A 14,152-nucleotide genomic window follows, 5' to 3' on the forward strand; every position below is an offset into this window, starting at 1 on the left:
GACGGGGGCGGCCGGCGCTCGGCGCGGGGTGGGGGGAGATCAGCAGGCGCCGAGGTCCTTCCAGACGCCCCATTCACCGGTCGTGCCGGGCTCCTCGTTCTGCGTCCACCACTGGGCCTTCCACTTGTGGCCCTTGTGCGAGACCTCGTTGCCGCCGGTGTAGACGGTCCCCGCGAGGTACGCCGGTGCCGGGCAGCCCGAGGTGGGCGGTGTGGTCGGCGGCGTGGTCGGAGGGGTCGTGGGGGGCGTGGTCGGAGGAGTCGTCGGCGGAGTCGTCGGAGGCTGCGTGGTGCCGCCGAGGGCGTCCGAGATCTGGTTGAGCAGCGTGGTGTTGTCGTCCAGGCCGAGCAGGGAGTACATCATCGCGCCGGCCAGGCCGCGCTGCTTGCCGTAGTCGACCCGGGCCTGGACGGACCGCTGGTTCAGGCCGGTGAAGAACTCGCCGTCCTTGTAGAAGTACGAGGCTTTCGCCTGGTCGTCCCAGAAGGTGGTCGCCGGGTTGTCGACGATCCCGCCGAGCTCCTTGTAGTTGGCGATGCCCGCCTGCTGGCTGGTGGGCCGGGCCGCGGAGGGGCCGGTCGCGCTCTGGGCGAGGCCGCCCGCGGTCCCGGCGGGGACGCCCTTCCAGCCGCGGTAGTAGAACTCGTAGCCCAGGGTCAGCTTGTTGGCGGGGAAGCCGCCGGCGATGCCGTACGCCGCGTTGCCGTCGATCCAGGAGTCGATGGCGTTCTTGATGCCGTACTTCTGGGTGCCCGGGGCGATCGGGTCGGTCGGATCGGCCGCCGAGTTGTCCAGCGGGGACTGGTGGTACGTGGGCCCGTCGCCGTCCCAGGCGCCGTGCATGTCGTACGTCATGATGTTCGCGTAGTCGAGGTACGAACCGATCTTGTCCGTCTCGATGTACTTGATCTTGTCCTGGCCGGCCGGGAGCGCCGCGGTCAGCAGGTACTTCTTGCCGCCGTTGGCCGCGCCGTAAGCGTCGAGCTGCTCGCGGAACTCCTTGAGCAGGAGCGTGAAGTTCTGCTTGTCCTCGGGGGCGTAGTGGTTGCCCAGGTGGCCGCCGGAGGAGCCGGGGTACTCCCAGTCGATGTCGATGCCGTCGAAGATGCCGGCCGCGGTGCCCGGACCGCCGTATCCGCCGTCGACCGGCAGGTTCCCCTTGATGTACTGGTCGATGCAGGAGGACACGAGCTTCTTGCGGGAGGCGTCGGTCTTGGCCGCGTCACTGAAGTACTTCGAGTACGTCCAGCCCCCGATCGAGATGTTGATCTTGAGGTTGGGGTATTTCGCCTTCAGCTGCTTGAACTGGTTGAACACGCCGACGATCGGCTGGTCCCACTTGTCGGCGACGCCGCTCACGCTGTCCGCCGCACTGAAGGACTTCTGGTAGTCGGCGTACGAGTCGCCCGCACCGTCACCGGCGTTGGGGTTGTTGTCGTCGCCCGCGGCCTTGTTCGCCTCGAAACAGGTGAGGTTCGTGGGGTGGATGTTGCCGAACGAGTAGTTGATGACGTTCAACTTGCCCGCTATGCCGCGGGTGTCGAGGTGCTTGGGGTAGAAGGCGTTCCCGTACACGCTCCACTGGTCGTAGTACGCGATCTTGACGTTGCCGCCGCCCGCGGCGGCGGTCGCATCGGCGGCCTGCGCGGTGCCGAGCCCCGCGAAGCCTGCCAGCGCTCCGGCTGCCAGCGCGGCCGTGGCGGCGGCCGCGATGAGGGGTTTACGGATGTGCATGAACTGCCTCCGGGGGGGGTGGGAGGGGGAAGCAAGAGGTTCGGGTGTGAGAAGTGATAGCGATCACCCGAGGTCCGAGTCAATGGTTTGGACCAAAGAAGGACTAGACCACTTGCCGGGGAAATCCCCTCGTCAGAGGCCTGAGGGCCCATGCGAAACCGCCCGCCACCCCGGGTGACGAGCGGTTTAAGGATGCCTTAGGCCACGCTCCCGCAAGGTTGCGGCAACAAACCAGCAGAACTCCGTTCGCACGAGATCCATCAACTGGCGCTACGGCGCCGGCCGGCGCCGCGGCCGGATCAGACCGACCAGCGCTCGCGCATCGTCTGCACCTCGCCCTTGGAGTTGAGCGTGATCTCGTAGACGTTGCCGTAGCAGGAGTAGGGCTGCTTGACGACGTTGTAGTCCTCGCGCAGACAGCCGTCGATGTGCTTCGACAGCTCATCGCGGTTCACAGGCTGGAACTTGCCCGGACCCGTGGCCAGTTCGCCCTTGACGTCGGCGGGCAGCTTGTAGCCCTTCGGCTCGCCCTCGCCGTGGTAGATCCAGTCGTTGGACGTGCACACGGGCTTGGCGTCCATGGCCTCGAAGACGCTCGCGTCGCGGTGCAGGCCCACCTGGACGATCTTCACGCCGGCGGGCGGCGTCGGCGGCTTGCCGCAGTCCTTCTCACCGCCGCCCGACCCGGAGGGGTCGGCCTTGGAGCCGCCCGCGGGCGCGGATGCGGACGGCTTCGTCGCGGCGGAGGGCGCCGAGGGGGAGCCGCCGGCGGCGTCCTCCTGCGGGCCGCACGCGGCCAGGCCGCCGAGCGCGGCGACGAGCGCGATGGTGCCGATGACGTGCCGATTGGAACGCATGGAAGTCTCCCCCGTGTCGAAATGTGGCGTGGCCATGATGAGCCGAACACGGGTTCTACCTGATGGCCGCGATCAAGATCCAATCTGGACGGCGCCCGTCACGGGGCTGTTACCAGACGCTCGCCGACTACGGACAGAACCGGACGAGCGGGCTCCGAACGGCACCCCCGGGCGGAGCCGGACGGGTCATACCGCGGGGGCCGCGGGCGGAGCCTGCACCGGCATGCCGTACGCGTCCGCCACGAGTCCGTACGAGCGCACCCGCGCTGCCCCGCTGTGGGCGTTGGAAGTCAGCATCAGCTCGTCGGCCCCCGTGCGCTTGACCAGGGCGTCGAGCCCGGCGCGAACCTCGTCGGGCGTGCCGTGGACGACGTTCGCGAGCCAGCCGTCCACGAACTCCCGCTCCAGCGGGGAGAAGTCGTAGGCCGCGGCCTCCTCGGGCGTCGGGATCAGCCCGGGCCGGCCGCTGCGCAGCCGCAGCATCGACAGGGCCCCCGTGAGCACCTGGGCGCGGGCCTGCGCGTCGGTCTCGGCGGCGAGCGCCGACACCCCGATCACCGCGTACGGGGCGTCCAGCACCGCCGAGGGTCGGAAGGCCTGCCGGTAGAGCTCCAGCGCGGGCAGGGTGCCGGCCGCCGAGAAGTGGTGGGCGTACGCGAAGGGCAGGCCGAGCTCGGCGGCGAGGCGGGCACTGAACCCGGAGGAGCCGAGCAGCCACAGCGGCGGCCGCCCGGCGGGGCCCTGCACGGGACCCGGTACCGCGTGGACGCGGGCGTACGGGTGCCCGTCGGGGAAGTCGTCGTCGAGGAAGCGGGTGAGCTCCACGAGCTGCCGGGGGAACTCCTCCGCGGCCTCGTCGAGGCGCCCGGGTCCGCGCAGGGCCGCGGCCGTGCGGCCGTCGGTGCCGGGTGCGCGGCCGAGCCCGAGGTCGATCCGGCCCGGGGCGAGCGCCTCCAGGGTGCCGAACTGCTCGGCGACGGCGAGCGGGGCGTGGTTGGGCAGCATGACCCCGCCCGAGCCGAGCCGGATGCGGGAGGTGTGGGCGGCGAGGTGGGCCAGGATCACCGCCGGGGAGGAGCTGGCCACCCCGGGCATCGAGTGGTGCTCGGCGACCCAGTGGCGGTGGTAGCCGCGGGACTCGGCGAGTCGGGCGATGTCGACACTGGTGCGCAGGGACTCGCGGGCGGTGCTGCCGGCGCCGACCGTGACGAGGTCCAGCACCGAGAGCGGCACCGGTGCGAGGCCGCGGACCTCACCCCGGATCCGGTCTCCGAGTCCACCTTGGTCCGTAGCCCGACCCGCGTCCCCGGTGTCACTCATAGTCGCTCCCGCCTCGCATCGCCGTCCGTACGAAGAACTCGAACCATCGGCGGCGGGCCCGCATTCCCGGCGTCCCCGGACAGCGGCCATGACCTTGGCATATGCCAATGGAGTAGACACAGGCAGGGGGACGTGATCGAGCCATCAATCTCATCAACAGGCGCTCCACGCGGGCCTCTTGATGGCTATCGTGGTAGGGCAAGCGGTAACAACCTGCTAGGGGGAAAACCGTGGCGCTGAAGCCCGAGCCGACCGCGCCGTTCCATTCGGTGCAGTACGCCCTGCGCGTACTCGAAACGATCGCCCGCCACACCGGCGGCGTGACCGACATACAAATCGCGCGTGAGACCGGCCTGCCCGCGGCCCATCTCGCGCCGATGCTCCTCATGCTGCGCCGTGAGGGGTACGTCCTCCAGGTGTCGGACGGCGCCTACGCCATAGGTGACTCCTTGGTGCTGCTCGGCTCCGGCATAGACAGGCAACAGGCCCTCCAGAACAAGCTCCAGGAGACACTGGACCGACTCCGGGACTCGGTGGGCGCGGCCGTCTACATCAGCCGGTACGTGGACGGCGAAGTGAAGATCACGCAGTTCGCGGACAGCCCCCGCACCCCGAAGGTGCACGAGTGGGTCGACTTCCGCTCCGCGGCGCACGCCAGCGCGGTCGGCAAGTGCCTACTGACGCAGCTCGACCAGAACGGGCGGCGCGACCACCTCTCGCGACACAAGATCGCCCGGCTCACGTCGAAGACGATCGTGAACGAGCGGATCCTCTTCTCCAAGCTGGACAGCCAGCCGGCGACGGTTCCGGTGCTGGACCTCCAGGAGTACGCGGTGGGCACCGTCTGCGCCGCGGTTCCGATCACCGCCGGGGCCTCGGTGGGGTGCCTTGCCCTGTCGATGCCGGTCGAGCACGCGCACCGGCTGCGGGCCGCCGCGGACGCACTGAACCGGAAGGCCGCGCCGCTGCTGCTGTCGCTCACGCTGTGAGCCCCGGAGGCCCGGAGGATCCCGAGGGCCCGGAAAGTCCAAAGAGTCCGGAGTTCTTTCCGGAAAACACTTCGGGCGGTTCCCGGTGAACCGGAAACCGCCCGAAGTACAGGTGCGCCGCCAGGGACTCGAACCCCGGACCCGCTGATTAAGAGTCAGCTGCTCTAACCAACTGAGCTAGCGGCGCCTGACAGAGAAAATACTACCTGGTCCCCAGGGGTGCTCAAAACCAATACCCGCGGTGCGGGGATCAGCGGTCCAGGAGCTCGCCCCGGCCGTGGGCCGCGTACGCCGCCAGCAGGCCTGCGAGGTCCTCCTGGTCCAGGAGCCGGTAGCCGGAGCCGCCCGGCGGGCACCACCAGACCGGGTCCGGGCAGCGGAAGCCGGAGCGGCGCAGGGCGACCCGGTGGATCTTGTTCGTGGCCGTGGTCGGCATGGACTCCACGATCCGGACGTAGCGCGGGGACATCTTCGTGCCGAGGTCCGGCTGGGCGGCCAGGAACGCGGAGAAGGCGTCCGCCGAGAACCGCTCCCCCTCCTCCAGTGCGACCGCCGCCATCACCTGGTCGCCGGCCGCCTCGTCCGGCACGGCGTACACGGCGACCGCGGCCGCCGGGGCCCAGCGCGCCAGGATGTCCTCGATCACCGCCGCGGCGAGGTTCTCGCTGTCGACCCGCAGCCGGTCGTCGGTACGGCCCGCGAAGTAGAGGAACCCGTCGGCGTCGCGGAAGAAGAGGTCGCCGGTCCAGTACCAGCCGTCCCGGGTCCGTGCGGCTTCCGCGTCGGGATTGCGCCAGTAGCCCTCGAAGAGGCTCCGGCCCCGGTTGACCAGCTCGCCGATCGCCGCGGAGCCGTTGACGAGGCGGCCGCGCGCGTCCAGGACGGCCGGCGGGCACTCCGCGCCCGTCTCCGGATCGATCACCGCCAGGTCGTCCCCGGCCCCGGCGCGGCCCAGGGCGCCCGGCGGGGTGTCCGGGGTGCGCTGGACGGAGGCCCCGCCCTCGGTGGCCCCGTACCCCTCCACCAGCCGGACCCCGAACCGGTCGGCGAACCGCGCCGCGTCCACCGAACCGGCCTCGGTGCCGAAGCCGAGGCGCAGGGTGTGCTCGCGGTCGTCGGGGCGGGGCTCGGTGGCCAGCAGGTACTGGACGGCCCGGCCGACGTAGGTGAAGTACGTCGCCCCGTACGCGCGGACGTCGTCCAGGAACGCGGAGGCGGAGAACCGGGGGCGCAGGGCCACGGCCGCTTCCCCGGCGAGGGCGGGCAGCCAGTCGGCTATGACGGCGTTGCCGTGGAAGAGCGGCATGCAGATGTAGTGCACGTCGTCCGGGGTCACGGAGAACTGCCGGACGAGCGAGGCGCCGGCGGCGGCGATCCTGCCCTGGCTACAGAGGGCGGCCTTGGGGGCGCCGGTGGAACCCGAGGTGAAGTAGAGGAGGAAGCGGGAGCCCGGACCGGGGGCGGCGAAGACGGCCTCGCCCGGCTTCGCGCCCGCGTACGGGGCGAGCAGGTCCTCGTACTCCTCGGTGCCGGTGACCAGGATCCGTACGCCGGGCAGGTCGAGCCCGCGCAACAGCGGCAGGTGGGCGCGCTCGGTGACCAGGATCCGGCAGTCGGTGTGCAGGATGTCGCGGGCCAGCTCGGGACCGCGCCGGGTGGGGTTGATCCCGGCGACGGCGGCCCCGGCGAGGGCCGCCGCGCCGAGCCAGAACGGGAACTCGGGGGTGTTGTCGAGCAGCACCCCGATGTGCGGTTCGGCGTCCGAAGGCAGGAGGTCGACGAGCAGCGCGGCGCGCGCCGCGGCCTCCTGGGCGGTCCGGTGGCGGCTGAGGACGGCGGCGTCCGTGCTGCCGCCGTACTTCAGCCCCGGCCGGTGGTCGCCCCATTGGCGTGCGATGAGCTCCGCGACGGTTTCGGGTGTCGTCCGCATGCCGCCGGAGGGTAGCTGACGTTCCGTCAGAATTGAATGCCGGAACCCGCCTCCGGGACGGGTCGCCAGAGCCGGGGCCGAAGCCTCAGAACTGGACGTCGGAGCAGGAGTAGAACGCCATGGGGGTGTCGTTGACCGTCCAGACGGCCAGGATCATGTGCCGTCCGGTCTTGCCGCTCGGCATGGCGCCCTGGTGGACGGTGGTCATGTCGGGCCGGGCACCGTTGTAGGCGACGGTGAGGAACGGCTGGGATTCGAGGGAGGCGCGGGTGAGGGGCTTGGTGGAGTCCCAGCCGTTCTTGGTGACGTAGTACTTGAAGTCGGTGGTGGAGTGGTTGGCGGTGAACTGCCAGCGGAAGCCGTAGCTCTGCCCGCTGGTGACCTTGGTGGTGGGCCAGGCACCGCCGCGCGGGTCGTCGAGCTGCGCGAACTCGCCGTGCCCGCCGGAACATATCTGGCCGTCGGCCGGACCGGCGGCCGGGAAGCCCTTGTAGCCCTCGACGCTCTGCGGCTCCCACTGGATCGGGCCGCAGTCGGCGACGGTCTTGTTGGCGCAGAGCTTCTGGCGACTGATGGGGGTGTCGGTGTAGCCGTGGCTGCTCGCGGTGGGGGCGGTGAGGAGCGCCAGGCCGGCGACGACACCGAGGCCGAGCGCGGCGGCACCGGCTCGTCTGGGCAGGTGAACGGGCATGCGGATGGGACGCATGATGCTCCTTGAACGTGGGGGGAGACCGGCGAGAGCGTGCGCACGCATGGGGATTCAGGTCTAGACCAAGTACCAGGTTATTGACGGGAGTTGGCCATGTCCAGACCAATGGGGGAACGGGTGGTCCGGTCGATTCCGGCCACCCGTTCGCTCGTCGGTCCCGCTCCTCGCGGGGCGCCCTACTCCGGACGCCCCGTGTAGAAGGCGACGGTGAGGTCCTTCACGAGGGCCTTGCGCTCGTAGTCGTCGAGCTCGACCAGCCCCCGCGAGGTCAGCCGGTGGACGGTGTCGTCGACCGCGTCCACGACCGAGGTCAACACCGTGTCCCGGTGCTTCGCGTCGATCGCGGCGACCCGCCGCCGCCGCATGGCATCGGCGACCTCGGGGGCGTACTCGATCCGCGTCGGCTGGGCCGAGTAGACCTCGATCCCCACCGCCTCGGTCTCGGTCGCCAGCATCCGGGTCAGCGCGTCGCCGACCGCCTCGGAATCGCGCAGCGTCGGGGCGTCCTCGTGGAACGCGTCGGCGGGCAGCTGGGACAGGACCCGGGCCATCGCCGATTCGACCTGCTCGGCGAGGTACTCCGTGTGGTCCTCGACGGCGAGGGTGGCCCGGGCCGTGTCCTTCACCTGCCACACGACCTGGACGACGACCCGCAGGGCCAGGCCGCCGGAGTCCACCGCCGGCATGGGATCGCTGCGCCAGTGCCGCAGCCGGACGTCGACGCGACGGCGCAGCAGCAGCGGGCTGACCCAGGTCAGCCCCGTACGGCGGACCGTGCCGCGGTAGCGGCCGAACAGCGTGAGCACCCAGGCGTGACCGGCCTTGGCGCGGCCCAGCCCGCCGAGCGCGAGCAGCGCGACGATGCCGAGGAAGGCGAGCGGGGGCCAGTGGGTGGCGCGGAGCCCGTGGTAGGCGCGGGGGCTCGCGCCGAAGGCGGCCACGAAGGTGGCGGGGACCGCCCCGGCACGCCAGAGCACCGCCAGGCAGCCGGCGAGGGCGAGCCCGCCGACGCCGACGCCGACCCAGCCGGGCAGTACGGGGCCGCGGTGCTCCCGGAGCCGTTCGTCGCCGCGCGGGACCCGTCGGCCGGGGGCTGCGGGCCGGGAGGTGCGCGGGGCGGACCCGGCGGCCGGGGGCTTGGGGGCGGCCGGGCGGGCCTCCCCGCGGAACGGCAGGTGCACCGGCACTTCGGTGGCCGCCGCCCCGCGGACGGGCGCGACCCGCGGCAGGTCCTGCGTGTCGCCCTCCATGCCGCGGGCCACGGCCTGCGCCACGATCTCGGCGACCGCAGGACCGGGCACTCCGGTGGGACGGCCCTCGGCATCGGCATCGCCGTTCGGGTGCGGGTGCGGGTGCGGATGCGCGGGCTCGGACCCGGACCCGGACCCGGAGCCGGAGCCGGGTACGAGCCCGGAGCCGGACTGCGGGCCGGCGGGCGGCCACGGCTCGCCGTACCGCCGCCCGGGACCGTCCACCACCGGCCCGGCCTCCGCCGGCCAGACCGGTCCCTGCGGGGACGGGGGTTCGCCCCCGCCGTCGAGGGCGCGCAGCCGCAGGGTGGCCACGCCGGTGTGCGCGTTCTCGTCGTGCGACCCCGCCGGGGCCGGTACGCAGACCACGGGATCGGGTTCCTGACCGTATGAGATGCCGCCGGACTCGGCCCGGTCGACGCCCCCGGCCAGCGCGTGCACCGGCTCGGGTTCGACCCGGACCCGGGCCGCCGGAACCTCGCTCCAGCCGGTGTCCGTGTCCGCAGCCGGCCGCCCGTGCGGCACAGCGACCTCACGGGACCCGCCCGACTCCGGAGCGGTCCGAGCCGCGTACGCGAGCGGATCCCCGAGCCCCGGAGCGCGGTCTTCCGCACCCCGAAGCGGGTCGGCCACCGCGGGCGGTGGGGAAGCCTGGGCCTCGTGCGGCAGCGGACCCGCGGCCGCGACGGTGCTCTCCGGACCCGCCTGGGCCGCGTACGGGGCCAAGGTCACGGCCACGGCCTCTGCACCGGGAAACAGGCCCGCCGGCGCGGCCGTACGAGCCGGCTCCGGCTCGGCCTGAGCCGCGTGCGCGAGCCGGGGCACCGCCGCGGGCTCCGCCGGCGCGGACGGAGAGGGGACCTCCGGCCCGGGGTGAGCCGCGTGCGGGAATGCGGCCGGGGCCGCCGGCGCAGCGTGCCGGTGCGGATCCGCAGGTGGAGGGGGAGCCTCCGGCTCGACCTCGGCCGGATGCGGCAACGGGCCTGCGGCCGGGAGGGCGGACTCCGGGGCGGCCTGAACCGCGTACGGGGCCGGGATCGCGGCCGTGGCGGCATCGGCCGCAGGCGCGGGCTCCACCGCCGGGCGCGGGGACGGCGCCTGGGGCTCGGAGTCCGGCTCGCCCTGCGCCGCGTACGGGGCGGGAGTCGCGGCCGTGGTCGCAGGTGCGGGCTCCGGAGCCGGCGGGCGCTGCGGGGCGGGGTACAGCTCGCCCGTGCCCCGCGGGGCCAGGGCCTGCGGCACCTGCGGGGCCGCCGGGGCCTGCGGGGATGCCTCCGCCGGTGGCACGCGGAAGGTGCCCGTCGTCGAGGTGGTGCGCGTGGGGTACATCGTTGCCTCCGTCATGCGAACAGCCGGCGCCAGGTTTCCGGGCCCGGGTAGCCGTTGGCCTCGGCGCCGCGCCACCCCTGGGCGCGCTGGAAGGCCTCGACGCTGCGACGGTCGGCCTCGCTCCAGCGGGGCCCCGGGCTGGATGTGTAGTTCTTGCCGAAGCCCTTCTTCACCAGCTGGCGGCCGAGGGCGGTGATGAACGGGTGCGAGGCCCCGGGGCGGAACACCGACGACCCCGGATAGGCCGGCACCCCGGCGGGCCCCGGTGCGGCGTCCACCGTCGGCCGGATGTCGTTGCCCTTGTGCTCGACCAGCAGTTGCCAGGTGTTTGCGCCGGGAATGCCGTCCGCGTCCGTGCCCGTCCAGCCCTGGGCGCTCTGGAATGCCTGCGTGGCCAGCTTGTCGGCGTCGCTCCAGGCCGTGCTCGCACCCTTGGGGTAGAAGCGGCGGCCGCCCCGGTCGATCAGCATCCGGGCCAGCTGGGCGACGTGCTCGTTGTTCGCGCCCGGACCGAACTGCGTGGCGCCGGGGAAGGCGGTCGGGACCGCGGGCTTGGGGTCGGTCGCCGGGTCCTCGGCGATCGCGCTGGTCACGCCGTTGAACCGGTACGGGAGGTACTTCGTCGCGTTGTTCCAGTAGCCGTACGGGGTGGCGCCCTTCCGCGTGTTCGGGCGGGTCTGCTCGTACGCGACGTAGTGCGTGCGCGTCTCGTCGACCCATCCGCCGAAGAGCACCACGTGCGAGCCGTTGGTGGGGTCGGCCGGGTTGTGGAAGAGCAGCATGTCCCCCGGGAGCAGCTCCTCTTTGGTGATCTTGGTGGCGAATTTGTCGAGGCTTCCGGTCCACTCGTTCGTACCGAGGTTCCAGGCCATCGAGACGAAGCCGGAGCAGTCCTGGCGGTAACCGTCGGACCAGTACGTGGACATGCTGTACGGGACCTTCGCGTCCAGCCACAGCTTCGCCCGGGTGATGATCGACGTCCGGTCGATCCGCCTGACCGCCGACGGCGCGCCCGGCGCACCCGCCGGTTTCGCCGGTGCCGGGCGGCCGTGCAGCGGGGACCGGCCGCCCTGCGGGGAGCCGGGGATGTCGAGGGAGACCGGGCCCGGGCCGGGGACCGGGTCGGCCGCCGCCAGTGCCGCCGAGCCGCCGCCGCCCAGGACCACGCCCGCCGCGGTGGCCAGCACCAGCGCCCGGCGGGCGCCTCGCGCGGCCGGGTGGCCGCCGTCACGGAGCGGTATGGCCCGGGCGCGGGCGAGGGAACGCCGGCGCTGCGTGCAGCCCAGGCAGACGCAGTCGCCCGCGGGCTCGTACTCCTCGAAAGCGGGCATCGGCATCGGTGCGGTCGTCTGCACATGCACCGGAGGCTGGATCGTCATGCGGTTCCGTCCACTCCCCTGCTCGTCGCTGGTCAGGCGGGCCGGGCATCTGTCGGGGCATCAGATGCGGTCGGCTCAGACATATCGTGCACGATGAACCCCCCAAACATGGGTTAATCGGACAAGGCGGGCGCGGCTGGTCACGAGCACGGGTGGAGGTGGGGTAGAGTTTTCCCTGTCAGCAAGCGCCGCTAGCTCAGTTGGTTAGAGCAGCTGACTCTTAATCAGCGGGTCCGGGGTTCGAGTCCCTGGCGGCGCACAGACAAGGGGAAGCCCCTCACAGCGAAAGCTGTGAGGGGCTTCTTCGTCGTGTCCCCCGGGCGGCGGAGCAGCCGGTGCGCACGGGCGTGTCCCTGCCCGTGCCCGAATCCTCGCCTCACACCGCCGCGCCGGGCCGCCCTCCCGCACCCGCGGCTTCGCCCTCGCCCGTCAGGTAGGCCGAGACGACCACGTTCGCCGTGTACTCCCTGGCCGCCTTGTCGTACGTGCCCCCGCAGGTCACCAGGCGCAGCTCGGCCCGGCCCTCGATCCGCGGGCCGTAGGCCCGGTGCGCGTCGAAGCCCGCCCGCTCGTAGACCCGTACGTCCTCGATCGTGAACTCGGCGACCGACCCGTCCATCCGCACCACCCGTACCTTGCCGCCCGGCTGGGCCGTGCTCAGGCCGTAGAAGACGGCCGGCTTCGACGCCGTGTCCACGTGCCCGACCAGCAGCGCGGCGCCCGCCTCGCCCGGCTTGGCCCCGGCGCCCCACCAACCCACCGCGCCGGGCTGCTCGAACGGCGGCGGCTCGATCGCGCCCTGGGCATCGAGGCCGCGGGAGATCACCGGCGCCTGGATGCCCATCGACGGCACGTCGACCCGGGCGGGCACGGACGCCGCGAGCGGGGTGTGCGCGGCGGGCAGCCCGGGGACCGGGAGCGCGGACCCGCCGGCCAGTGCGGACGACGGGCGCGGCGGGACGCCGGTGATCTCGCGGCCCCACAGCCACAGGCCGAGCACCAGCACGGACCAGGCGGCGAAGGTCAGCAACCGCCCGCTGCCGGAGGACTTCGGCTCCCCCCGGCCCGTCACCGCAGGGCCCTCACTCGCCGCTGCGGCGCCGACGCAGGGTCAGCGCCCGGAACGCGACGGCCAGTGTGGCCGCGGCGGCGAGCACTGCGCCGATCACGGTCTGCGGGAGGCCGGGGCCCTCGCCCCCGTGGCTCTTCTTGGTGGCCGCGGCCTGGTCCTGTGCCTGCGCCGCGAGCTCGGCGGACATGCCGCCACCGCCCGCGTGGACGGGCCGGACGGGCGACTGGTGGGGGTTCGGCCGGTCGCGGTCCTGTTCGCGGTCGTCGCGACGGCGGATCACCTCGATGGAACCGCGTACGCGGTCCTCGCCCCCGTCGCACTTGACCTTGATGTCGTGCCAGCCGGGCTGGGCGTGCGAGCTGACCATCGCGTCACCCGACAGCGTCTTGTCCCCGTCGCGGCCCGACGACAGGTGGACCTCCGACACGAAGGCCGCGGACTTGGCCGACGCCCATTTGTCGTCACAGCCGCGGACGCGCAGCTTGACCTGCGCCCCCGGCTCGGCCTGGTGCGGATCGACCGAGACGCCCGCACGGTTCTCCTCGCCCGCCAGGGCTGCGGGCGGGGACACCGCGGTGAGCGCCGTCAGGGCGACGGCCACCCCGGTGGCACGGAGAGCGATCAGAGCACTGCGCATGGTGAACCTCCTCAACAAGGAGGTTCACGCGCGGCGCACCGCTCCGCATCCGGAGCGCCGCGCGCTTGACCCGTTCGGATCAGACGAGATCGACCAGGTCGGCGATGGAGTCGACGGTCCTGGTCGGGCGGTACGGGAACTTCTCGGTGTCCTCGATGGAGGTCAGTCCGGTCAGCACGAGGAAGGTCTGCATCCCGGCCTCCAGTCCGGCCAGGACGTCGGTGTCCATCCGGTCGCCGATCATCGCGCTGCTCTCGGAGTGCGCGCCGATGGCGTTCAGGCCGGTCCGCATCATCAGCGGGTTGGGCTTGCCGGCGAAGTACGGCTGCTTGCCGGTCGCCTTGGTGATCAGGGCGGCGACGGCGCCCGTGGCGGGCAGCGGGCCTTCGGTGGAGGGGCCGGTCTCGTCGGGGTTGGTGCAGATGAAGCGGGCGCCCGCGTTGATCAGGCGGACGGCCTTCGTCATCGCCTCGAAGCTGTAGGTCCGGGTCTCGCCGAGGACCACGTAGTCGGGCTCGTGGTCGGTCAGGATGTAGCCGATGTCGTGCAGGGCGGTCGTCAGGCCGGCCTCGCCGATGACGTACGCGGTGCCGCCCGGGCGCTGGTCGTCGAGGAACTTGGCGGTGGCGAGCGCGGAGGTCCAGATGTTCTCGACGGGGACGTCTAGGCCCATCCGGAAGAGCCGGGCCTGGAGGTCGCGCGGGGTGTAGATGGAGTTGTTGGTCAGGACCAGGAAGGGCTTGCCGGAGTCGCGCAGCCGCTTGATGAAGGCATCGGCGCCCGGGATCGGGGTGCCCTCGTGGATGAGTACCCCGTCCATGTCGGTGAGCCAGGATTCGATCGGCTTGCGCTCTGCCACTGGACTGTTCTCCGCTCTCTGACCGCTGGTCTGTACCACCCTATCGGGGCCGGGCCGTGGCCGCGTTCGGCGTCCACAGCCCGGACG

Annotated in this window: 11 protein-coding genes and 2 tRNA genes; 2 read left to right on the top strand and 11 right to left on the bottom strand. The window is 72.4% G+C overall.

All coding sequences use genetic code 11. The features are described 5' to 3' along the window. Nucleotides 1-39: 39 nt before the first annotated feature. The 3 genes from OG974_RS17110 to OG974_RS17120 form a co-directional block, all read right to left on the bottom strand. The gene (locus OG974_RS17110; protein ID WP_327283574.1) at nucleotides 40-1,734 is read right to left on the bottom strand and encodes a glycosyl hydrolase family 18 protein; all 1,695 of its coding nucleotides are present in this window, start codon (nucleotides 1,732-1,734) and stop codon (nucleotides 40-42) included. A 299-nt stretch (nucleotides 1,735-2,033) separates the two neighbouring features. Then, entirely contained in the window at nucleotides 2,034-2,591 is a 558-nt protein-coding gene (locus tag OG974_RS17115; RefSeq protein WP_327283575.1) for a hypothetical protein, read from the bottom strand. Nucleotides 2,592-2,777: 186 nt separating this feature from the next. Next, on the bottom strand, nucleotides 2,778-3,911 hold the full coding sequence (locus tag OG974_RS17120) for an LLM class flavin-dependent oxidoreductase (protein ID WP_328762861.1): 1,134 nt from the start codon (nucleotides 3,909-3,911) through the stop codon (nucleotides 2,778-2,780). A gap of 230 nt (nucleotides 3,912-4,141) precedes the next feature. Here OG974_RS17120 and OG974_RS17125 point away from each other — a divergent pair, with 230 nt between their 5' ends. Further along, nucleotides 4,142-4,900, top strand: coding sequence for an IclR family transcriptional regulator C-terminal domain-containing protein (locus tag OG974_RS17125; protein WP_327283578.1), 759 nt, complete (start codon nucleotides 4,142-4,144; stop codon nucleotides 4,898-4,900). Between the two features lie 113 nt (nucleotides 4,901-5,013). Here the strand turns inward: OG974_RS17125 and OG974_RS17130 are convergent. The 5 genes from OG974_RS17130 to OG974_RS17150 all read right to left on the bottom strand — a co-directional run bounded on the left by OG974_RS17130 (nucleotide 5,014) and on the right by OG974_RS17150 (nucleotide 11,455). Next, nucleotides 5,014-5,087: transfer RNA gene (locus OG974_RS17130), tRNA-Lys, on the bottom strand. A gap of 63 nt (nucleotides 5,088-5,150) precedes the next feature. Continuing rightward, the gene (locus OG974_RS17135; protein WP_328762863.1) at nucleotides 5,151-6,830 is read right to left on the bottom strand and encodes an AMP-binding protein; all 1,680 of its coding nucleotides are present in this window, start codon (nucleotides 6,828-6,830) and stop codon (nucleotides 5,151-5,153) included. An 85-nt stretch (nucleotides 6,831-6,915) separates the two neighbouring features. Continuing rightward, nucleotides 6,916-7,509, bottom strand: coding sequence for a lytic polysaccharide monooxygenase (locus OG974_RS17140; RefSeq protein ID WP_371646839.1), 594 nt, complete (start codon nucleotides 7,507-7,509; stop codon nucleotides 6,916-6,918). Between the two features lie 206 nt (nucleotides 7,510-7,715). Beyond that, complete coding sequence (locus tag OG974_RS17145) at nucleotides 7,716-10,118, bottom strand: SPFH domain-containing protein (protein ID WP_371643639.1); 2,403 nt, start codon at nucleotides 10,116-10,118, stop codon at nucleotides 7,716-7,718. Between the two features lie 11 nt (nucleotides 10,119-10,129). Then, nucleotides 10,130-11,455 (bottom strand): peptidoglycan-binding protein, encoded by a 1,326-nt coding sequence (locus tag OG974_RS17150; protein WP_327285655.1) that lies wholly within the window; start codon nucleotides 11,453-11,455, stop codon nucleotides 10,130-10,132. A gap of 227 nt (nucleotides 11,456-11,682) precedes the next feature. Between OG974_RS17150 and OG974_RS17155 the strand changes: the two genes are divergently transcribed. Further along, nucleotides 11,683-11,756 (top strand) — tRNA-Lys (locus OG974_RS17155). Nucleotides 11,757-11,873: 117 nt separating this feature from the next. On the opposite strand, the gene OG974_RS17160 is transcribed toward OG974_RS17155, so the two are convergent. The 3 genes from OG974_RS17160 to OG974_RS17170 form a co-directional block, all read right to left on the bottom strand. Further along, complete coding sequence (locus OG974_RS17160) at nucleotides 11,874-12,569, bottom strand: class F sortase (RefSeq protein ID WP_329313604.1); 696 nt, start codon at nucleotides 12,567-12,569, stop codon at nucleotides 11,874-11,876. Between the two features lie 10 nt (nucleotides 12,570-12,579). Continuing rightward, the gene (locus tag OG974_RS17165) at nucleotides 12,580-13,206 is read right to left on the bottom strand and encodes a hypothetical protein (RefSeq protein WP_327283583.1); all 627 of its coding nucleotides are present in this window, start codon (nucleotides 13,204-13,206) and stop codon (nucleotides 12,580-12,582) included. A gap of 79 nt (nucleotides 13,207-13,285) precedes the next feature. Then, nucleotides 13,286-14,065, bottom strand: coding sequence for an HAD-IIA family hydrolase (locus OG974_RS17170; protein ID WP_327283584.1), 780 nt, complete (start codon nucleotides 14,063-14,065; stop codon nucleotides 13,286-13,288). Nucleotides 14,066-14,152: the final 87 nt, after the last annotated feature.

The organism is Streptomyces sp. NBC_00597 (assembly GCF_041431095.1).
Lineage (GTDB): Bacteria > Actinomycetota > Actinomycetes > Streptomycetales > Streptomycetaceae > Streptomyces.